Source organism: Pseudomonas sp. RC2C2, from assembly GCF_018390435.1.
Classification (GTDB): Bacteria; Pseudomonadota; Gammaproteobacteria; order Pseudomonadales; family Pseudomonadaceae; genus Aquipseudomonas; species Aquipseudomonas donghuensis.
In genome coordinates, this window is the sequence record NZ_JAHBAX010000002.1 from 1,457,307 (window position 1) to 1,478,425 (window position 21,119).

Sequence of the window (21,119 nt, forward strand, 5' to 3'; positions counted from 1 at the left end):
TCTCAAGTGGCCCAGATCCGCGGCGGGCATGGCGCCAGGCCGACCACGGCGGGTCGCAAGGCATGCCAGAGCCGCTGCAAAGTGGATTGCAGGCGTTGGTTGTCGTGGTCGAGCAGGCGTACCACCAGCAGTTGGCCGAGCAGGGTCGCGCCGGCCGGGGCGCCCAGGTCTTCGAGCAGGGCGCGGCTGTGGTCGAGCAGTTCGCTGCTGGCCGGGTAGGCGCAGAAGGTCGCTTGCAGGGGGAAGCCTGCGAGCTTGTCGAGCGGCCCGCCGTCGATGCGCAAGCGTTCGTGCAGGCCCGGGTCGTCGGCCACCTCGATGTGCAGGCGACTGTCGAGGGCGCCGTGGCTGAAGGTCTCGCCCATCACCGGGCGGCCCAGGCACAGGGTTTCCCAGGCCAGCAGGCGGGCGCCGGGCGCCAGGGTAAAGCGGTTTTCCAGGCGCACGCGGGCGCCGGCAAAGCAGATGCTGCCCTGGGGCAGCCATTCGAGCGTGCTGTTTTCGGCCAGGTAGAAGTGCTGCTGGAGGATCGAGGTCGGGCCGGCGCTGCGGTAGAACTTGGTCGCCCCGGGCATGGTCAGCAGTGCATGGCTGCCCGGTTCCAACTGCACATCGAGCAGCAGCTTGTCGCCGCCGACCACGCCGCCTGGCGGGTGCAGCACATAGACGTGGCACGGCGCGCCCTCGGGATAGAACGGCCGCTGCACCAAAAGTGGACCGAAATGGCGCCGCGCACCAATACAGGTCCTGGTCTCGCCCCGGATGAAACGCAGCCTGAGCTCGGCGCGCCAGCCGGCATCAGCGGTGTCCAGGTCGGGGGTTGCGGGGAGCGACATGCCTCAGGTTCCAGTAAACGCTGCAGCTATCGGGCTACAGACGCATTTGCAAGAAACAACCTGCGCGCTCAAGCCAATGCGGCGACTTGCAGGTTTGACCAATCGATCAGCAATCGATGGCAGAGGCAAAGCACATAGCGGGCCAAGATGGCGCGCTGGAGGGGTTTGTTTAAACCGCCGGCATGCACCGGTTTAGCGCTGCCCGGTTGCCGGGTGTTTAAACCCGGGCATCAGAGCCTTCCTACAATGGCGGCTACTCCTGGCGCAGGCGCTTGCGGTGCTCGGCGACCTTATGCCGGTTGCCGCACACCGCCATGCTGCACCAGCGCCGACGGTGGGACTTGGTGCGGTCGTAGAACCAGAGGATGCAGTCCGGGTGTTCGCAGGTTCTGACCAGGCTGAAGTCGCCGCCGGCCAGCAGCTCGGCCGCTTGCTCGGCCAGGGGCGCCAGCAGTTGCTCGGCCGAACGCTGCTCGGCCACTCGCAGCAGTTTCGGGTTGGCGTCCTGGTCCCACACGAGTTGCCCGTGGCTGGCGCCCTGGGCCAGGAAGCGGTTGAGGATCGCCGGATTGCCGCGTTCGCCCGCCTTGCGCTGCTCGACCAGGTCGCGCAGTGCTTCACGCAAAGTGACTGCCGCCGCCAGCAAAGCGCCCTTGGCCAGGCGCGGCATCGCCTGCGGGTGTAAGCCCAGGCGCTGCAGCCAGGTCAGCACATCGGCATCGCTGCGCCAGAAATCGGTGCGCTGGCCGTCGACAATGGCCACGGTGTTGAGCATGTCCAGCACCGGGTGGTCGGCAAGGACATAGGGCTCGGTGATGGTGTCGGTCATGGCCGTTCTCGGTGCTGGGGTTGGTCCATGGTAACCCTTATTTTCTGCAGTACAAGTTACAGCACCACTCATCGCGAAAGATCTGTAACCTCTTAAATTGAGTTTGACAGGTTACTAAGCTCGTGCAAGATTTGCTCGCGCAGTAACCTGACAAACCAATTTAATCGGTTACAGAGGATCAGTCCGATGAGCACTTTCACCCCAACCGTGCGCTACCAGTACGTCGACGCCGACGGCGTTCGCGTGTTCTACCGTGAAGCCGGCGAGCCGGGGGCCCCGGTATTGCTCCTGCTGCACGGATTTCCCAGTTCATCCCATCAGTTTCGCCAGCTGATCCCGCTGCTGGCCGGGCACTTTCACCTGATTGCCCCGGACCTGCCGGGTTTTGGCTTCACTGAAGTGCCGCCCGAGCGCGACTATCGCTACAGTTTCGATGCCCTGGCGCAGACCCTCGGCGCCTTTGTCGAGGCCCTTAACCTCAAGCGCTACGCGATGTATGTGTTCGACTACGGCGCGCCCACCGGCCTGCGCCTGGCCATGGCGCATCCTGAACGGGTCACCGGCTTCGTCTCGCAAAATGGCAACGCCTATCTTGAAGGCTTGGGCGATGCCTGGGCGCCGATCAGGGCGTATTGGGCTGACCCTTCGGCGGCCAACCGGAAAACCGTGGGCGATGCGGTTCTGCACCTGGAGGGCACTCGCTGGCAGTACCTGCATGGCGTGGCGGACCCGAGCCTGGTCGCCCCCGAGTCCTACACCCTCGATGCGCTGTTGCTGGAGCGCCCGGGCAACAAGGAGATCCAGCTCGACCTGTTCCTCGACTACGCCAACAACCTTGAGCGCTACCCGCAGTTCCAGGCGTTTTTGCGCGAGTATCAGGTGCCTTCGCTGATCATCTGGGGCAAGCACGACCCGTTCTTCATTGCCCCGGGGGCCGAGGCCTACAAGCGCGACAACCCCAATGCCGTGGTCGAGCTGCTCGATACCGGCCACTTTGCCCTGGAGACTCATGCGCCCTGCATTGCCCGGCGAATTATCGAGGTGTTGGCCTGACTGCCCTGCTGGCACCTCGTCGCCCGGCACCGGCGCCGCACTGGATAAGCGCAAAAACCGCCCCATACTGATAGCACTACGCCTCTAGCGGACCGAGGGCCGGGCCATGAGCCGAAACGTTGGTTTGATTGCCGTCGGGGTGGATCACACTGGCATTCTGGATTCGTTGAAGGGCGCGGCCAGCGGGGCACTGCAATTTGCCCGCTGGCTGGAGGAGCAACAGCAGTTCGGCATCAGCCCGAGCATCAGCGTGCTGACCGATCAGAATGACCAGGTGGTCGAAGCCAAGGCGATCCAGACCGCCGCCCGCGACTTGCTCGCGGTCGGCGGGCTCGACCTGTTGATTCTGTATTTCTCCGGGCACGGCATTGTCAAGAACGGCGCCGATGAACAAGTCTTGCTGTCGAACGTCAAGGACTACCCCGACGAAGCCATCAACATTGCCGCAACGGCGCTCAACGCCCGCCATATTGGCGTACCCCATGTCGTGATCATCTCCGACGCCTGTCGCAATGCGGTCGACCCCTTTGGTTCATTGGGCCAGGTCAGTGGCAGGCCGGCGGTGAAACGCGGTGCGGTGGTCGGCATCAAGCCCGGCAAGGTCGATATCTTCTACGCCACCGAACCGTCACAAACCGCCAAGGAGTACAAAGGCGAAGGCTTCTTTACCAAGGTCCTGCTCGAAGCGCTGCAAAGCCCACCGACAGAAATTTGCGAGACCTGGCCGGGCTCCAGCGTGCCGATCATTCCCACCTGGCTTCTGGAAGACTACCTGTACAACCAGGTGCCGACCCGCGCCCAGCAGCAAACACCGCGCTTCGAGCAAACGCCGGACATCATTGTCCAGGCGCGCCAACCGCTGTTCCTCGGCTATGCCAGCCCGCCGCTAATCTTTGCGAGCCCTTCCCCGCTGCCTGGCCCCGGGCCGCTGGACTACGGCCTGCCGGCTGGAGCCGGAGCACCCTACTTTGAGCAAATCCAGATCCTGCCGCTTCCCGATCTGTTTCCAGCAGACCTCAGGGTCACCAGCCGAAACCAGGCGATACAACAGGTGGCCAGCAGCTTTCTCAAGGAACCCGAGGCGTACATCAGCACCACATTGCTTGAACAAGCCGGCCTCGACGAAGCCTACCGGCGCAACCTGCAGCGCTACACAGCACTCCCCCAGAGCCTGGCCGAAAGCGGATTGCGCATCATCGGCAGCCAGGCCATCAGCGTGCTGGTGGCCCCCGGCCAAGCGGCGCCCCTTGTGCAAACCCATGACCAGCAGAGCATCATCAGCCTGGCGCCGTCTGCTCAGGCACAGTCAGTCATCGTCACGTTCAGCGACGACACCCTGATCGTCTTGCCGGTCATGCCCGGCTACATCGGCACAGTCCACGTAGACGAAGGCCTGGTGCAGTCGGTTTCGTTCGAGATGGGTATGACCCTGGCCCAGACCTTTGCGCAAACTCCGAGCAGGCGCCTGCACCTGCACCACCTGCAAGCACTTGCCGCAGCCTTCGCCAGCAGCGCCAAACTGCGCACCTTGGCCGCGACCCAGGCATCGAGCTTCGCCGATGTCCTGCGCCAGGAAAAGCGCCTGGACCCGACCTTGGGCATCTACGCCGCCTACGCCTATCTGCTGGCCGCTGACGACCAAGGCGTGCGTTCGGTACTGAGCTACTTCCTTGACTACCAGGCATCGTCCCAACCGCCTTTGCCCGTGCCGTTCGATGTGGCTTTGCTCGCCGGCGCCCTGGCATCCGGCAAGCGCAAGGCACGGCCGCTGATCGCCCCGTTCTGCCCGATGATGAGCCTGGGTTGGACAGTGCTGGCAGCCCATGGCAAGAACCAGAAGCTCCACCCTGCAATCCTCGAAGCCGGTAAATACCGGCTCAATACTGAATGGTCGACCTTTCGCCGCCGCGATACCCAACCGCTTATCGAAGCTTTTCTACAAGGAGAGTTGTCATGAAAGTCGTGTTCATCCATGGCCGGTCACAACAAGGCAAGAACCCGCTCACCCTGCAAAACACCTGGACCAATGCCTTGATCAAGGGTTTTGAAGACATCGGTTCGCCCTACACTGGCGTGGTCGATGTGGCCTTCCCTTACTACGGCGATCTGTTGTTCGACGAAACCTACCGCAGAGCGCAGAAAGACTTTCAGGTACTCACCGACAAAGGCGCCGACGCCGCGGCCCCGGGTGGCGAGGAAGAAGAGTTCATGCGCCAGGTCATTTACGACATTGCCAAGCAGCAAGGTATCAGCAAGGAACAGATCAACGCCGAGGCCAATGGCGAGATGCTTGAGAAAGGTGTTCAGAACTGGCGCGGCGTGCTGGCGGCCCTGCGCCTGCTCGATCAGTTGCCCGGTGTCGGCGCGACCTCGGTCGAGTTGTTCACCCGCGATGTGTGGTACTACCTGACCGAAAAAACCATCCGTGACGCGGTCAACACGTTGGTCGATGCGCAGCTTCCAGAAAACGATCCGTGCATCGTGGTGGCCCACTCCCTGGGTACCATCATTGCCTATAACCTGCTGATGAACCGGCCTGCACGCAGCAATATCAAGGGCCTGGTGACCCTCGGCTCGCCCCTGGGCATTGAAGCCATCCTGAGCCGGCTGCCCTCCAACGGTTCGCCGCGCAAGGCCCCGGATGGCGTACCCAGCTGGGTCAACATTCGTGACAAACGCGATGTGGTGGCGCTCTACGAAATTCCCGCCGCGCGGTTCAGTGGAGCACCTGCGGTGCAAAACCACAGCAACGCCAGCAACGGCAGCGATAACCGCCACGGCATCGTCGAGTACCTCAACGACACAATCGTAGCGGGCGTATTACGGCCTTTGCTGGCATAAGCACGTTCAAACCCTCAGACTCGTGCACTGGCTGCTGCAATCAACTGCATACAAGCCGATTGCTGGACCCTGGTTGAGAAAATACCCTTGAACGCACCTTAACTGTGTTTCAGGATTCTCAACCATGGTCATGCACATCCGCCTCCAGCAGACTGGCGCACCACGTGTTCTGCACCTCGAACAAACCACCGCGCAAGTACCCGGCCCCGGCGAGGTCTGGCTTGAACAGGCGGCGATCGGCGTCAACCCGCTGGACGTCAGCCAGCGCAAGGGCGATGTGCGCATCGCCCTGCCCTCGGGCCTGGGCCTGGAAGGCGCCGGGACGGTAGCGGCAATTGGCGCGGGGGTCAGCGGCATCGCTGTCGGCGAGCGCGTCGGCTACGCCACCGGCCCGCTGGGCGCCTACGCCAGCGCCCGGCTGTACCCCGCCGAGCGGCTGGTGAAACTCCCAGACACGCTCGGCCTGGACCACGCCGCCGCGCTGCTGTTCAAGGGCATCACCGCCCACTACCTGCTTCACAGCACTTACCCGGTCGGGCCCGGCACGCGGCTGATGATCTACGGCGCCGCCGGTGCCCTGGGGCAGTTGCTGGTGCCCTGGGCCAAGCACCTGGGCGCGTTTGTCATCGGCGTGGTGTCGAAACCAGAAAGTGTCGCCCGCGCCCGGGCCGCCGGCTGCGACGAGGTGCTGGTGTTCGACGCCGCCACCCTGGCTGCGCAGGTGCTGGAACTGACCCAGGGGCAGAAACTCGACGTGGTCTACGACCCGATTGGCCGGGTGTCGTTCGAGGCCTCGCTGGACAGCCTGCGCCCACGCGGCTTGCTGGTGTCCTGCGGCATGGCTTCGGGTGCACCGCCGGCCATCGAACTGAGCACCCTCAACGCCAAGGGCTCGTTGTTCATCACCCGCCCGTCGCTGGCGGCGCACACGGCAACGGCTGCCGAATACCAGCAACGTGCCGGGGAGGTGCTGGCGGCGGTGGCGGCAGGTATCATTCGCCCGCAGATCTGCAAGCGTTATGCCCTGGCCGACGCCGCCATGGCCCATGAAGACCTGCAATATGGACGTTCACAGGGCGCGATCATCCTCACGCCCTGACCTACCGAGGTAGCCCCGATGGACCCGTTCGACAGTCGCCAGGCCGATGAGCTTGCCACCCTCCTGGCGCTGTTCGAGCAAGGCTCGTTTGCCGCCGCCGGGCGCACGCTGCAGCGCCACCCGTCGGTGCTGTCCAAGCGCCTGGGTGCGCTGGAGCAGCGCTTAGGGATTCGCCTGGTCGAGCGCACCACCCGCCAGTTGCGCTTTACCGATGAAGGCGCACGGCTGGTGGAGCGCCTGCGCCAGGCCGCAAACCTGATCAGCGAGGCCGAACGCGAAGCAGCCCAGGGCGCTACGCAGATTCGCGGGCGGCTGCGCATCGCCCTGCCCTCGTCGATGGGCCGGCTGTGGCTGAGCCCGATGCTCGCCGAGTTTGCCCTGGCGTTTCCCGAGGTACAGCTTGAGACCGAATACGCCGAACGCTTTGTCGATATCGTCGCCGAAGGCTTCGATGCCGCAATCCGTATTGGCGAGCTGGCCGACAGCCGGCTGGTGGCGCGCAAGCTCTGTGAGCATCGGCGTATCCTCTGCGCGGCGCCGGCCTACCTGCAACAACACGGCCAGCCGCAAACACCGACCGACCTCGCCCGCCATAACTGCCTGGGTTTTACCGGGCTGCGCTCGTACCCCGAATGGCGCCTGGCAGGCTTTGGCCAGCAGCAGACGGTAAAAGTACGCGGTTCGCTGGTCAGTAACGACAACGAAGCGCTACTGGCCGCCGCGCGCGCCGGGGTCGGCATCCTCGCCGGCGGTGACTGGCTGATGCAGCACGAACTGGACAGCGGCCGCCTGCTGCCGGTGCTGCCCGACTGGCAACTGGATAGCGACGCCGGCATCTACTTCGTGCGCCCCGGCGCCCGCTACAACAGCGCCGCGACCCTCGCCTTCAAGCAGTGGATCGAGGCGCGTTTTGCCAACGGCGCGCCCTGGCGCCGCCGCTAAAGCGCTGCTGCCAATCTCGGCGTATGGGCGAGCAGGCTCTGGGTATAGCGGTCTACCGGCCGGTCCAGCACCTGATCCACCGGGCCTTGCTCGACGATGCGCCCTTGCTTGATCACCACCACCCGGTCGGCAATCGCTCGCACCACGCCCAGATCGTGGGTGACGAACACCAGGGTCATGCCCTCGCCTTGCAGTTGCTTGAGCAGGGCCAGGATCGCCGCCTGGACTGAAACGTCCAACGCCGAGGTCACCTCATCGCAAATCAGCACGCTCGGCTCGCACACCAACGCGCGGGCAATCGCCACCCGCTGGCGCTCGCCGCCGGACAGCTGGTGGGGGTACTTGTCGGCGACCGTGACCGGCAAGGCCACCCGTTGCAGCGCCGCCTCGATACGCGCCCGGCAGGCCTGGCCCTTGAGCTTGAAGAAGTGCTCCAGCGGTGCCTGCAGACATTGGCCAACAGTCTGCCGGGGGTTCAAGGCCCGGTACGGGTTCTGGAAGATGTACTGGATGCGATGGCGGGTAGCGCTGGGACGTTGCCGGGCCAGCAGGCTCAGCGCCTGGCCATCGAAGCGCAGCTCACCCGTAGCGTTGTCGCCCAGGCCTGCCAGGGTACGGGCCAGGCTGGTCTTGCCCGAGCCGGACTCGCCGACCACCGCCAGGCACTCCCCCGCCTGTACGTCCAGGGCCAGGTCGAACAGCACCGGCCGGTCGTAGGTCAGGTTGAGGTTGCTGATCGCCATTAACGGTGCCTGATCCGCCCGCGTCGCCCGTACCTGCGGCGCCGCTGTCGGCGCCAGCGCCTCAAGCTGCGGATGCAGGCAAGCGACCTGTTGCCGGGCCTCAAGCGTTTGCAAGCCCGGCTCCCCCTGCTCGCAGGCCGCCGTACGCCGAGGGCAGCGTGGCGCGAAAGCACAACCGTTGGGGCGCTGGCCCGGTGCCGGGGCATGGCCCGGGATCGCCTGCAGCGGGTGCTGGCGGGCAACGTCCGGGATCGCCGCCAGCAACCCCAGGGTATAGGGATGGCTGGGGCGGGCGAACAACCGTTCGCGGCTGGCCATTTCGACGATGCGTCCGGCGTACAGGACCAGCACCCGGTCGACCAGGTCCTTGATCACCGCCAGGTCGTGGGACACGTACACCGCCGCCACGCCCTGCTCTTTGCACAGCCGGCGCAGGGTTTGCAGGATGTGCGCCTGGGTGCTGACGTCCAGGGCCGTGGTCGGTTCGTCGAGCACGATCAGGCGTGGCCGCAGGACGAACGCCAGGGCGAGCATCACCCGCTGCTGCTGGCCGCCGGACAGTTGATGAGGGAAGCGCTGCAGAAACTGCGCGTCGCCCGGCAGGCCGACGTCGAGCAGGGTCTGTTGCAGGCGCTGTTGCTGCGCGGCTTTTGGCAACTGCGGTTCATGGGCGTGCAGGGTTTCCAGCAGCAAAGGGCCGATGCGCAGGGCCGGGTTCAGGGCTTGCGCCGGGTCCTGGGCGACATAGCCGATCAGCCCGCCACGGGCCTGGCGCAGGGGCTCGCCGTGCAGCTCAAGGAGGCTGACGTCGGCAACCTGGATATGCCCTGCGGCGATGCGCGCACCGCGCCGGGCATGGGCCAGCAAAGCGGTGGCCAGGGTGGTCTTGCCCGAGCCGGACTCGCCGACCAGGCCGAGGATTTCGCCAGAGGCCAGGGTGAAGTTGATGTGGTCGATGATGTCGGCGCTTGTGTTGAGTTCAACCCGCAGGTTTTGCACCTGCAGGGCCGGCCTCTCGCTGGCAAGACCAGCTCCCACAGGTTCGGCAGCAGGCCAAGGATCCTGTGGGAGCTGGCTTGCCAGCGATGGGGCCAGTTGGGCATGTGAATTCATCGACGTTCTCCCGCGCTATGCCGGGCAATGCCTTCGGCGAAGATATTGGTGCCGTAGGCGAACACCCCGATCAGCAGCGCCGGGGCCAACACCGCCCAGGGCTGGACCAGCAGGCCGGCCTGGTTTTCGTTGATCATCAGGCCCCAGTCGGCGGCCGGAGGCGCTACGCCGTAACCGAGATAGCTCAGCCCCGAGAGCATGCCGATGCCCCAGGTGAGCATGTTGCCAAAGTGCACCAGCAACGGCGTCAGCACATTGGGCAATATCTCGCGCAAGAGGATGCGCGTGCGCGAAAAACCCATCATCTGCGCCGCCTCGACGAACTCCTGGCTGGCCACCGCCACCGCGCTGCCACGGGCCAGGCGGATCACCCCGGGGGTGAAGGCGATGGCCACGGTGAGCACGATCAACCACGGCGCCCGGCCAAGCATCGAGACAATCAACAGCACCAGGATCAAGTCGGGAAACGCCAGCCAGACATCCGCCAGCCACGTGATCGCCTGGTCCAGGCGCTGGCGCGACAAACCGGCCAGCAGCCCCAGCACGGTACCGACGATCAAGGCGATGGCCGCTGCCGCCAGCGACATCCACAAAATCGACAAGCCGCCATTGAGCAACCGTGACAGCACGTCATGACCAAGAAAATCATGGCCCAGCGGCGCGTCACTGGCCGGAGCACCGTAGACACCGCCAACCATGTCGGTGGGCGCATGGGGGGCCAGCCAGGGGCCGAACAGGGCGAGGAGGACGATGGCCAGGGTCACCAGGGCGCCGCGGCGAATCTGTGGCTCACGCCACCAGCGTGCATAGAACATGGGCTATTCCTTTCAAGGGGCTTTGGCCGCCGGGCGCCGCCACCAGCTCTGGATGCCGCGGCGGTTGCGCTGGATCAGGGTGGCGCGGCGGGCGGTGCGCAGTTTCGGGGTGAGCAGAACGGTAAGCAAGTCAGCCACCAGGTTGATCAGCACCACCCCGAGGGTGATGACCAGCACCACGCCCTGCACCAGCGGCAGGTCGCGCATCTGGATCGCGCTATTGAGCTGGGTGCCGATCCCCGGGTAGCTGAAGATCACCTCGGCCAGCAACGCACCGCCAATCAGGGTGCGCAGGGTCAGGGCCACGCCCTGGATCGCCGGCACCAGGGCATTGGGCAAGGTGTGGCGCCAGACGATGCGCCATTCGGCGATACCGCGCAGGCGCGCCGCGCTGACGTAGTCCGAGTCCAGCGCTTCGATCATCGAGGCGCGGACCATGCGTGCCAGGTACGGCAGCGACGACAGGCTCAGGGCGAAGATCGGCAGCAACAGGTACTCAAGCTGCTGCCACAGGGCCTTGTCCGGGTCGAGGATCGACACCGCCGGCAGCAGGTTGACCTGGGGCATGGAGAACAGCAGCACCAGGCCGATGGCCAGCAGAAAGCCCGGCGTGGCCTTGAGGAAGATCAGCGCCGACAGGCCAAAGCGGTCCAGGCGGCTGTCGCGGCGCAAGGCCAGGCTGACACCGATGCTCAAGGCCAGCGGCACCACCAGCACCAGCACCCCGGCCAGCAGCGCCAGGGTATTGCCGAAGCGGCTGAAGATGATCGAGGCTACCGGCTGGTTGGAGTCCAGGGAAATCCCCAGGTCAGCGCGCAGCACCTGGCCGAGCCAGCTGAAGTACTGCACCAGGATCGGCCGGTTCAGGCCCAATTGCTCGCGCAGGGTCAGCACGCTTTCCAGCGGTGCCTCGGGGCCGAGAATGACCCGCGCCGGGTCCGAAGGCAGCGCCTGGGTGGCGATGAACACCACCAGGCTGATGACCCAGGCGGTGAGCAGGCCGTAGCCCAGGCGGCCGATGAACCACGGCAGCCAGGCCGGGAGTCGGGAGGTTCGTGCGCACGGTTCAGGCATGGTTCAACCACAGGCTGTCAAAACGCCAGGAGGCGAAGGTGGTCTGTTCGCCGTGCAGGCCGCCAACCTTGCTGGAGGCGGCATCGAGCACGTCGGTAAAGCCCCAGATCAGCAAGCCGCCGCGCTGGTGCTGGATGGCCTGGGCCTCATGTACCAGTTGCTTACGCCGCTCAAGGTCAGGCTGGCCGAGGGCCTGGGTAAACAGCTCGGAGAAACGCTCATCGCGAAAATTGCTGCGGTTGTAGATCGCCAGCGGCGCGTCGTTGTGCAGGCCGGTGGCCAAGAAGCCACGGGCCGGCGTGGAGCCTGGCGACATCAGCCACTGTTCTTTTTGCGGGCCGTTGAACACCGAGCTGTCCACCGGCGTGACCTTGACTTCGACCCCGGCCTTCTTCGCCTGCTGGGCGAACACCAGGGCGGCGTTGACTTCGTTGGCAGTGGTGGTCAGCTCGACGCGCAGGTCGCTGGCGCCGGCCTGGCGCAGCAGCGAGCGGGCCTGGTCGAGGTCGTGGCCGCGCTGGGCGATGGCGTGGTTGTAGGTCGGGTCCTGCGGTGAGTACAGGTCGTTGGCGATGCGCCCGAAGCCATTGAGGCCACGGCCGATCAGCTCCTGACGATCAGCCAGCAGGCGGAAGGCCTGGCGTACCCGTTCGTCCTGGAACGGCGCCTTGGCGGTGTTGAGGTTAAAGCCACTGAACGAAGTGGTCGGCGACACCACCAGTTGCAGCCGCGGGTCGGCCTTGATCAAGGCGCTGTGCTCGGCCTGCACGCCGCTGGCAACGTCGATCTGCCCGGCGCGCAACGCCGCGACCCGCGACACCTGGTCCTTGAATTCAATGATCTCCAGCTCATCGGCATACGGCTGGTTGGGTTTGAAGTAATTCTCGAAACGGCTGAACAGCGCGCGCTGGCCCGGCACGAAGCTTTTCAGCCGGTACGGCCCAGCCCCCACCGGGTTGCTCACCGGGTGGTAATCGGTCGGCACGATGCCGCCGAAGGCGATCAGGGTTTCATCCAGCGGGAAGAAGCTGCGGCCCTGCTTGAAGCGGATCTCGATGGTGCGCTCATCGAGCTTGCGCAGGGCCTGACGGTCGATGGCGCCGACCAGCCCGGCAAACGGCGAAGCCAGTTTCGGGTCGGTCAGGCGCAGGATCGAGAACAGCATGTCGTCGGCAGTGATGCTCTTGCCATGGTGGAACTCCAGGCCCGGCTTGATGCGGATGGTCCAGGCGCTGGCATCGGCGTTGGGCTCGGCAAACTCGGCCAGGCCCAGGCGCGTGCTGACGTCGTCGTTCCACTCCCAGAACTTGCTGTACAGCGCCCAGCCGCGAATGATCCCGCCGCCAGACGGCTTGTGCGCATCGAGGTTGCCGGCCTGGTCGCCGTCGATGATGCCGACCCGCAGGCGCCCACCGCGCACCGGCTGGGTGGGGCGGCTGATGGCACCGACCACGGCAGGCTCACCGCCGCCGCAGCCGCTGAGCAGGCTGGAGCCGAGCAACAGACCGCCACCGACGGCCAGGCTGTTGCCGAGGAACACCCGGCGGGAAAATTCGTTTGGCATGGGCAACTCCTTAAGCCGGTTCGGCAACCGTGCGTGCACTCAGGCGCGGAATGTCGAAACCGTGGTCCAGGTCCAGCAAGGGGAACAGCAGGTCGGCGACCCGGTGGGCTTCATCGATCAGCGGGAAACCCGAGAGGATGAACGCCGAGGTGCCCTGGGCTTGGTACTCGCGAATCCGTGCGGCCACCTGCTCGGCGCTGCCGACCAGGTAGGTGCCGGCCGCAGGACCGAGGATGTTGAAGCCGAACAGGCTCGGGCCGGTCCAGACGTTGGGGTAGATCTCAAGCTCGCGGGTCGTGGGCAGGCGGCCGTCGCGGATGCTCTGCACATTGCGCTGGATCTGCGGGTTGTCGCTGGTGAAAGTGTCCAGCGTTTGCCCTGGCGGCAACTGGCGCTCGATGGCGGCGCGGGCGGTGGCCAGCGAGGTCTGTTGCAGCAGCTTTTCGGCGTGGGCCCAGGCCTCTTCTTCGGTTTCGCGGACGATAATCTGCAGGCGCGTGCCGAAGGTCAGTTCGCGGCCGATCTTCGCCGCCTCCGCCGCCACCCGGCGGAACTTGTCGCCAAGCTTTGGCGGGGTGTCGGCAAAACTCAGGTAGACATCGAGCAGTTGCACCGAATGGGCAACCCCCGGGCCCGAGGTACCTGCGCCCCACAGCGGAACGCTTGCGCGTTTTGGCGGATGCCAGCCTCCGAGCGGGTGGCGCGCCGCCGCAGCCGGGCGCGGCGCCAGCTTGACGTACTGACCGTCGAAGCCTGCGGTTTCACCGGCGTAGATGCTCTGGAAGGCGCGCCAGTATTCCAGGCTGAACTGGTAGCGCTCATCGTGCGGATAGTGCACACCGAGGGGGGCCAGGCCGGCATCGCTGCCGTTGACCACGTTGAACAACAGGCGGCCGTTGGAAAACTCATCGAAGGTCAGCGCCCACTTGGCCAACACCGCCGGCGACAGCTCGCCCGGGTGCTGGGCGACCAGAAAGCGCAAACGCTCGGTGGCGTCGATCAGCGCGGCGGCCACCGCCAGGCTTTCATTGGGGCTCGAGCCCAGCAGCGAGCCGTAGTAGCCGAGGCGATCGCTGGCCACCGCCAGTTGCTTGAGGTGGGCAAAATCGGTCTTCCAGCGCCCCTGGGCTTCCCATGGATAAGGGCCGTCGGGGCTGGTCAGGTACCAGAGAATCTTGACTGCCATGGTCTTTCCTCAGGCGCGAATGCGGTCGGTGGCGGGAATCAGGCCCAGCTCGTTGGCCTTGTCGATCAGCTTGCTCATCTTCCATTGCTGGGTGAGCACGCCCGGGCCGAAGGGCCGCGAGCCACCGATGGCTTCGGCCAGCAGTTGCAGTTGCGCGCCCTCCTCCAGCAGCACGATGAACTCGGCGGTGGCGCGCAGGCCGTGCTGCCCCCAGACCGTGGCGCCGCCGTTGGCTTCGAGGATGGCCGGGGTGAACGGGTTCTCGACCAGGCGTTCGAGGATGAAATCGACCTCGTCCTGGCGCCGGTCGATGTAGGTTGGCAGCTCGCGGGCCAGCTGGAAGCGCTGCACCGGCACATAGTTGAACGGCAAGGTGCGCTGGGTCTGGGCCCAGGCCCCCAGGTACGGCGAGTGCACATGGGACACCGTGGTGATCTGCGCCTGCTCGCGGAACAGCTTGGCGTATCGGCCCAGGCCGCCCTTGCCCTGGCCATGCACCAGGTTGCCGGCCAGGTCGCTGACCGTGGCCTGCAGCGGTTTGCGGTACTCCCACGGCCCCGGGTAGTTGACCGACACCAGCAGCTCGCGGCCCGGTACCCGCTCGATAAAGCCGACGGTGCCGTTGGCGGTGATGGTGTTGGTTTCGCGGAACACGGTGAAGGCCTGCTCGGCCTCGTTGATCACCTGCTCGATGAAGGTTTTCAGTTCGGCATCGATCAGGTGGTCGCTGGTCAGTACAGTCATGGCAATGCTCCTTTAAGCGCGGGCGCGGCGTTCGGCCAGCAATTGTTGGGCGGCTTGCAGTGGACGCGGGTCGACCCAGTCGGCCAGGGCAAAATCGGCTTCGAGAAAGCCGTGCAGGTTGAGGAAGGTTTTCTGGATGTCGAGGTAGGCCAGGCGCTCGGCCGAAAGGTCCGGGGCCAGGGTGGTATGGAAGTCGCCGCGGTAGGCTTGATCGACGCCTTCGGCACCGGCGCGGGTTTCGTCCTGAAGGATGCGCAGCAGGCCGGCGCGGTTATCGCGGGCCCAGTCGGCGGCGCGCAGGGTCTGGGCGAGAAAGCGCACCACCAGCTCGAAGTGATCGTCGAGCAGGCTCTGGTGCACGGTGATCGGCCGTGGCGTGCCGTTGTTGATGCGCAAGCGTGGGTCTTCGATCTGGTCCAGGTCGATACCCACCACCAGGCCCAGGCGCCGGGCAGCGTCGGCGGCGGCAGCGCCCTTGACGTAGACCGCATCGACCTCGCCGCGCACCAGGTAATCCAGGCCCGACCACAGGCGCTGCAACCCCTGCTGCGGGGTCGGTGCATCGTCCTGGGAGTGCAGCGCCACTTCCACCAGCTGGACATCATCGAAGCTCAGCCCGGCCAGGCTCAGGGCACCTTTGTAGCCGTGCAGGCTCATGGCCCGGGCGATGCTGCCGGGGCGGTTGGCGCCCCAGGCCGGCAGAGCCAGGCGCTTGCCCTTGAGGTCAGCGGCGCTGCGAATGCCTGAGTCGGGGCGAACCAGGATGGTCTGCCACTCCTCGATCCAGGTCAGGCCGATCAGGCGGCTCGGCGCACCGGCGGCGCGGGCGGCCAAGGCCGGGACATTACCGCCCTCGCGAAACAGCCCGGGCAGTTGGTGATCGTAGTGGTGATGGCCCAGTTGCCGGGCTTCCTGCAGGGTGTGTACCGGCAGGCCGTCGGCGGCGAATTCTTCCGTGAGCCAGCCCAGGGTATAGGCGATGCCGGAAGCGGTCGGCACCGGGCAGCGGGTAAACCAGAGTTGCTCAAGCGAAGTTGTGGTAGGCAGCGGCAAGGTGGCGGCGATTGTCATGGGCATGCTCCATCAAGCGGATCGAATCGGCCAGGTGGCCTTTGCCTGAGGTATTGCAGCGCCCGTGCCAACTCGGCAAGGCCCTGATTTCATTGGACCTTGCCCTTTGTCAAAGGCATCGACTGCTGATCTGCCAGCAGTTGTGCCGCAGCCTTGCTGCTGCCAGAGCAACAATCACCCGCCGATTGCTGCTCCAGCAACACCCGGCCTTGGCAAACGCTGCGCAAGCCTTGCTGCGCGGGGCTTTGCCGCCAATGGCACAGAACCTGCTCAAGGCCCTGGGTACCTGTTCATTCAAGGAAGCCCTATCGTGAGTACCCTGCCCCGTCGCCTGCACAGCCCCGCCCAGGCCATCGCCGCGGCCCATGAGATTGCCGAGGCCATCGCCGCCCTCGCCGCCGACCCGTTGCTCAACCGCGAACTGCCCCGGCGCCAGGCGCAGTTGCTGTCCGACAGCGGCATCACCGCCATCGGTGTACCCGCAGCGCTGGGCGGCCTGGGCGCGTCGGTAGAAACCATCGTTGAAACCGTGCGCATCATCTCCCGCGCCGACGGCGGCGTCGGCCAGTTACTGCAGATTCACAACGTGATGCTGCGCGGCGTGCTCAGCGGCTACCCGGACGAGGTGCGCGACGGCGTGGTCAGCGACGTGCTGGCCGGCAAGCGCCTGGGCAATGCGCTGGCCGAGGTCGGCGGCAAGAACAAGTTCGCCCTCAAGACCCGGGTCGAGCGCCGCGCCGATGGCAAGCTGATCCTCAACGGCAGCAAGTTCTACTCCACCGGCGCCTACCTGGCCGAGTGGATCTCGCTGACCGCCGCCAGCGATGACGGCGGCGCCGGGGTGCTGCTACAGCGCGACACGCCCGGCCTGACCCTGGTCGACGACTGGGACGCCTTCGGCCAGAACAATTCGGTCAGCGGCACGGTGATCTTCGACAACATCGAACTGGACGAGCGCTACGTACTGCGTCGCCAGGGCCCGATGAAGCGCACCGGCCTGACCTTCCCGCAGATCCTCCACGCCGCCATCGACACCGGCATCGCCGCCGGCGCCTTGCAGGCCGGCATCGACTACCTCAACCAGCACGCCCGGCCGTGGGTCGAGAGTGAGGTGGAACGGGCCAGTGACGAGCCGCATATCATCCGCCAGATCGGCGAATACGCGGTGGCCCTGCGCGCGGCCGAATCGTTGCTGCGCGACGCCGCGCGAACCTTCGACGCCCATGAGCGGGAGCCGGACAACAAGGCCCTGGAAGACGAGCTGATCCTCTCGGTGGCTACCGCCCGCGCCCATGCCGATGGTGCTTCGCTGAAAATCTCCAGCGACATCTTCTCGCTGCTCGGTGCCAGTTCATCCTTGAGCAAGTGGAACCTCGACCGCTTCTGGCGCAACGCCCGCGTGCACACCACCCACGACCCGATCCGCTGGCGCCTGCACCACGTCGGCAACTACTACCTCAACGGCATCGACCCGGGCGAATACACCGCCATCCTCACTGCCAAGCAAAAGGCCGGCGCCAGCCGCTGAGCACACACTTTCCTTCTGCCGCGAGTCCTTCATGAGCCCTCGACACCCGCTGCTGCGCAGCCTGGCGATCTACCGCGAAATGCCCTGGCGTTTCGCCCTGGTCGCCGGGCTGTTCGTTTCCATCAACCTCGGGCTGGTCTGGCAGCAATGGCTGATCGGCCACGCCCTCAACGAGGTCAGCGCCGGCACGGCGGTGCAGCGCCTGGCCGATGGTAGCCTCGACAGCCAGCGCGCCTGGCGCTGGTTCTGGCTGATCCTCGGCGTGGCCCTCGGCCGGGCGCTGTTGCAGTACGCCGCCGCCATCGGCTCGCTGATCCTCGGCCAGGCATTGCTGACGCGCCTGCGCGAACGCCTGCTCGAACAGGTGTTGCGCCTGCACCTGGGCTATCACTGGCAGCATGGCATGGGCGAGATGGTCACCCGCACCACTCGCGATGCCGACAAGGTTCGCGATGCGCTGGTGAGTTTCTGGCGGCAATTGATCGAAACGCCGTTGGTGGTGCTGGCCACCGTCGGCCTGCTGGCCTGGTACGACCCGTTGCTGGCTCTCGGGCCGCTGCTGCTGACGGTGCTCGGGGTGTGGATTTTCGTCCTGCAGACCGAGCGCCTGGTGAGCCTCGACCGCGCGGTCGGCGCCGCCTACGACCGGGTCAACCAGGACCTGGCCGAAGGCATTGGCGCGGTGCGGGTGATCAAGTCGTTCGGCCTGCAGGCCCAGCGCATCGCCGGCTTCGAGCGCCAGGTTGTGCAGTTCAGCGCCCTGGCCCGCCAGGCCCTGGCCTACGCCAGCTCGCGGATACCGCTGCCGCAGGCGGTGGTGGCGCTGGGGCATGTGTGGATACTAGTGATGGGTGCACGATTGGTCGCAGAAGGCCGGATCGGCATTGGCGAACTGGTGACCTCGCTGCTGATCGCCACCACCCTGGTGTTTCGCATCGAAGGCATTGGCCGGGTGATGCAGACCTTCGCCGACGCCCGCGCCTCGGCCGGGCGTATCTGGCAGTTGCTGGATGCGCCGGCGCTGCTTGTCGGCGGTAGTCAGCGCTTGCCCGAGGGGCCGTTGGGGCTGAGGCTCGAAGACGTCAGCGTGGCCGCCCCCGGCGGTGGCCAGGCGATCCTGCGCCACTGCGCCTTCGAGCTGGCACCCGGTGAAACCGTCGCCCTGGTCGGCGCTACCGGCACCGGCAAGAGCCTGCTGGCCAGCCTGTTGCCTCGCCTGACCGATGTTGCCGAAGGCCGTGTGCTGCTCGGCAACGCGCAATCCGGCTGGCAGGACATTCGCGACCTGGACCTGAGCGACCTGCGCCGGCGCGTGCATGTACTGCCCCAGGAGAGCTTCCTGTTTGCCGACAGCCTCGCCGCCAACCTGCGCCTGAGCGCCCCTGGCGCCAGCGGCCAGCAACTGCTCCAGGCCCTGTACCAGGCCGCCGCCGAGGATATCCTCGAACGCCTGCCCGATGGCCTCGACAGCCCGCTCGGCGATCGCGGCGTGACCCTCTCCGGCGGCCAGCGCCAGCGCTTGTGCCTGGCCCGGGCATTGCTCGCCGCGCCCGCCATTCTCTGCCTGGACGACGCCACCAGCGCCCTCGACGCGCACAGCGAAGGCCGAGTGCTGGACAACCTGCGCCGGCAACCACAGGCCACTACCCTGCTGTTGATCGCCAGCAAGGTTTCCACCGTGCAACGCGCCGACCGCGTGCTGCTGCTCGACAATGGCGCCATCGCCGACAGCGGTACCCACGCGCAACTGCTGCAACGCAACCCGACCTACCGTGACCTGCTGGGGATCGACCATGGCTAAGCCACTGCCGGGCAACGCCCTGAGCGATATCGAAATCGAAGAACTGCTGGCCAAAAAAGCCCTCGACCGCAGCATGTTCCAGCGCCTGCTGCCGTTGCTGCGGCCGGTGCGCAAGCAGATCGCCTGGGTGATTGGCCTGGAGCTGGTGCTGGTGTTCACCGTGTTCCTGCGCCCTTGGTTCGTCCGTGAACTGCTCGACCGCGGCCTGATCCACGACGGCAACCGCTGGCTGCTCGACCAGCCACTGGTGCTATGGCTGGGGTTGGGGCTTACGGCCAGTTGGCTGGGGCGTTTTCTACTTGCCGGGGTGTCGCAGTACATTGCCGGCAGCGCCGCCATCGGCGTGCTCAACCAGTTGCGGGTGCGGGTGTTTGCCCATGTCCAGGCCTTGAGCGTCGGCTACTTCGATCGCACCCGCGCCGGGCGCATCATTTCCCGCGCCGACCGCGACGTCGATGCCCTGGAGCCGCTGCTGATCCAGGGCCCGCCGGAGCTGCTCGGCGCCCTGCTGCGCTGTAGCCTGGCGGCCGTGATGCTGTGGCTGATCGAACCGCTGTTCTTCTTCAGCCTGATCGGTAGCGTGCCCTTGCTGCTGGCGGCGACCTGGGCCTTCAAACGCATCGCCCAGCGCAACTGGGCCAAGGTCGCCGAACAGCGCAGCCGCTTTACCGCGCACCTGGTCGAGAGCGTCAGCGGCGTTCGCCTGTTGCAGCAGACCGGCCAGCAAGCGCCGAACCTGGCGCACTACCAGCAGTTGCTGCACGCCTTCAACAACGCGCTGATCGTCGGCAGTTTGCGCTCGGGCTGGTTCGCGCCCTTTACCGCCCTGCTCACCGCCGCCGGCATGGCGGTGCTGGTGCTGGTCGGCGGCTACAGCCTGGCCGCGGGCACCGTCACAGTCGGCCAGGTGGGCGAGAGCCTGTTCTACGTGATGCTGTTCCTCGGGCCATTGCAAGAGCTGACCGACCTGTTCGAACGCTACGCGACCGGTTCCGCCTCGGCCCAACGGATCTTCCTGTTGCTCGACACGGCGCCGCAGATCCTCGACCCGCTTACCCCGGTTGACCTGCCCCGGGCCCGTGGCGAGGTGCATTTTCAACAGGTGCAGTTTGCCTACCTGCCACAGCCGGCCCGGCCGGTGATCGACGGCCTGGACCTGCGCATTCATGCCGGTGAAGTGCTGGCGATCGTCGGCCCGTCCGGGCATGGCAAAAGTACCCTGGTGCAGTTGCTCACGCGCTTCTACGAAGTCGACCGGGGCGCAGTGACCCTCGATGGCGTCGATATCCGCCAGCTCAGCCAGCAACAGTTGCGCCGCCATGTGGGTGTGGTGCTGCAGGACAACGTACTGTTCAACGGCAGCATTCTCGACAACCTGCGCCTGGCCGCACCGGATGCCGAGGATCAAACCCTGATTGCTGCGGTGCGCGAGCTGGGTGCCGACGAGGTGCTGGAACGCCTGCCCCATCGCTACGACACCCAGGTCGGGCCGCTGGGTAGCCACCTGAGCCAGGGCCAGCGCCAGCTGGTGTGCCTGGTGCGGGCGTACCTGGCCGACCCGGCGGTTCTGGTGCTGGACGAGGCCACCTCGGCGGTCGACGTGCACACCGAGCGGCGCATCCAGCGGGCACTGCGGCGGCTGTGCGAGGGGCGCACGGCGATCATCATCGCCCACCGCCTGGCGACCATCCGCGATGCCGAGCGGATCGTGCTGATTCGCGAGGGCAGGCTGGTGGAGCAAGGGCCGCATCAACAGTTGTTGGCCAGGGGTGGCGAATATGCGGCGTTGTACCGGCGCTATCAGCACAGTGCCGAGTTACAGGGGGAAGCTTGCTGACAAGCAGGAAAGCTTTGCCTTCCATCGCCGGCAAGACCGGCTC

At 66.0% G+C, this 21,119-nt stretch carries 17 protein-coding genes; 8 read left to right on the forward strand and 9 right to left on the reverse strand.

The features are described from left to right. Positions 1-2 precede the first annotated feature (2 nt). Positions 3-836 carry an urease accessory protein UreD gene (locus KHO53_RS25195; protein ID WP_213571189.1) on the reverse strand — a complete coding sequence of 278 codons (834 nt, stop codon included), beginning with the start codon at positions 834-836 and terminating at the stop codon, positions 3-5. Positions 837-1,089: 253 nt separating this feature from the next. After that, a complete protein-coding gene (locus KHO53_RS25200; protein WP_036995164.1) occupies positions 1,090-1,665 on the reverse strand; it encodes a CGNR zinc finger domain-containing protein in 576 nt (191 codons plus the stop codon). Between the two features lie 186 nt (positions 1,666-1,851). Between KHO53_RS25200 and KHO53_RS25205 the strand changes: the two genes are divergently transcribed. From KHO53_RS25205 to KHO53_RS25225, 5 genes are all read left to right on the forward strand, one after another. Then, positions 1,852-2,718, forward strand: coding sequence for an alpha/beta fold hydrolase (locus KHO53_RS25205; RefSeq protein WP_213571191.1), 867 nt, complete (start codon positions 1,852-1,854; stop codon positions 2,716-2,718). A 106-nt stretch (positions 2,719-2,824) separates the two neighbouring features. Then, complete coding sequence (locus KHO53_RS25210) at positions 2,825-4,675, forward strand: caspase family protein (protein ID WP_100783358.1); 1,851 nt, start codon at positions 2,825-2,827, stop codon at positions 4,673-4,675. Continuing rightward, positions 4,672-5,559, forward strand: coding sequence for an alpha/beta fold hydrolase (locus tag KHO53_RS25215; protein WP_010223655.1), 888 nt, complete (start codon positions 4,672-4,674; stop codon positions 5,557-5,559). Before KHO53_RS25210 ends, KHO53_RS25215 begins: the two co-directional genes overlap by 4 nt. A 124-nt stretch (positions 5,560-5,683) precedes the next feature. Beyond that, positions 5,684-6,658 carry a quinone oxidoreductase family protein gene (locus tag KHO53_RS25220; RefSeq protein WP_010223658.1) on the forward strand — a complete coding sequence of 325 codons (975 nt, stop codon included), beginning with the start codon at positions 5,684-5,686 and terminating at the stop codon, positions 6,656-6,658. An 18-nt stretch (positions 6,659-6,676) separates the two neighbouring features. Continuing rightward, complete coding sequence (locus KHO53_RS25225) at positions 6,677-7,600, forward strand: LysR family transcriptional regulator (RefSeq protein WP_213571193.1); 924 nt, start codon at positions 6,677-6,679, stop codon at positions 7,598-7,600. On the opposite strand, the gene KHO53_RS25230 is transcribed toward KHO53_RS25225, so the two are convergent. The 7 genes from KHO53_RS25230 to KHO53_RS25260 are packed head-to-tail and all read right to left on the reverse strand — an operon-like array spanning position 7,597 to position 15,910. After that, positions 7,597-9,456, reverse strand: a complete 1,860-nt coding sequence (locus KHO53_RS25230; protein WP_223253915.1) for an ABC transporter ATP-binding protein — start codon at positions 9,454-9,456, stop codon at positions 7,597-7,599. The two genes, KHO53_RS25225 and KHO53_RS25230, sit on opposite strands and share 4 nt — an antisense overlap. Next, positions 9,453-10,271: an ABC transporter permease gene (locus tag KHO53_RS25235; RefSeq protein ID WP_159388775.1), complete on the reverse strand. Its 819-nt coding sequence runs from the start codon at positions 10,269-10,271 to the stop codon at positions 9,453-9,455. The genes KHO53_RS25230 and KHO53_RS25235 overlap by 4 nt, the downstream gene beginning before the upstream one ends. Positions 10,272-10,283: 12 nt before the next feature. Next, on the reverse strand, positions 10,284-11,345 hold the full coding sequence (locus KHO53_RS25240) for an ABC transporter permease (RefSeq protein WP_213571195.1): 1,062 nt from the start codon (positions 11,343-11,345) through the stop codon (positions 10,284-10,286). After that, positions 11,338-12,909: an ABC transporter substrate-binding protein gene (locus tag KHO53_RS25245; RefSeq protein WP_010223668.1), complete on the reverse strand. Its 1,572-nt coding sequence runs from the start codon at positions 12,907-12,909 to the stop codon at positions 11,338-11,340. Before KHO53_RS25245 ends, KHO53_RS25240 begins: the two co-directional genes overlap by 8 nt. 10 nt (positions 12,910-12,919) lie before the next feature. Continuing rightward, a complete protein-coding gene (locus tag KHO53_RS25250; RefSeq protein WP_036995168.1) occupies positions 12,920-14,095 on the reverse strand; it encodes an LLM class flavin-dependent oxidoreductase in 1,176 nt (391 codons plus the stop codon). Positions 14,096-14,104: 9 nt separating this feature from the next. Next, positions 14,105-14,839, reverse strand: coding sequence for a class II aldolase/adducin family protein (locus KHO53_RS25255; RefSeq protein WP_010223671.1), 735 nt, complete (start codon positions 14,837-14,839; stop codon positions 14,105-14,107). A 12-nt stretch (positions 14,840-14,851) separates the two neighbouring features. Continuing rightward, positions 14,852-15,910, reverse strand: coding sequence for an ABC transporter substrate-binding protein (locus KHO53_RS25260; RefSeq protein ID WP_036995169.1), 1,059 nt, complete (start codon positions 15,908-15,910; stop codon positions 14,852-14,854). Between the two features lie 310 nt (positions 15,911-16,220). Between KHO53_RS25260 and KHO53_RS25265 the strand changes: the two genes are divergently transcribed. From KHO53_RS25265 to KHO53_RS25275, 3 genes are read left to right on the forward strand one after another with little or no spacing between them, the layout of a single operon-like run. Then, positions 16,221-17,438 carry an acyl-CoA dehydrogenase family protein gene (locus tag KHO53_RS25265; RefSeq protein WP_010223674.1) on the forward strand — a complete coding sequence of 406 codons (1,218 nt, stop codon included), beginning with the start codon at positions 16,221-16,223 and terminating at the stop codon, positions 17,436-17,438. 31 nt (positions 17,439-17,469) lie between these two features. Further along, entirely contained in the window at positions 17,470-19,239 is a 1,770-nt protein-coding gene (locus tag KHO53_RS25270; RefSeq protein WP_213571197.1) for an ABC transporter ATP-binding protein, read from the forward strand. After that, the gene (locus KHO53_RS25275) at positions 19,232-21,076 is read left to right on the forward strand and encodes an ABC transporter ATP-binding protein (protein WP_213571199.1); all 1,845 of its coding nucleotides are present in this window, start codon (positions 19,232-19,234) and stop codon (positions 21,074-21,076) included. Before KHO53_RS25270 ends, KHO53_RS25275 begins: the two co-directional genes overlap by 8 nt. The last annotated feature ends 43 nt before the right edge of the window (positions 21,077-21,119 follow it).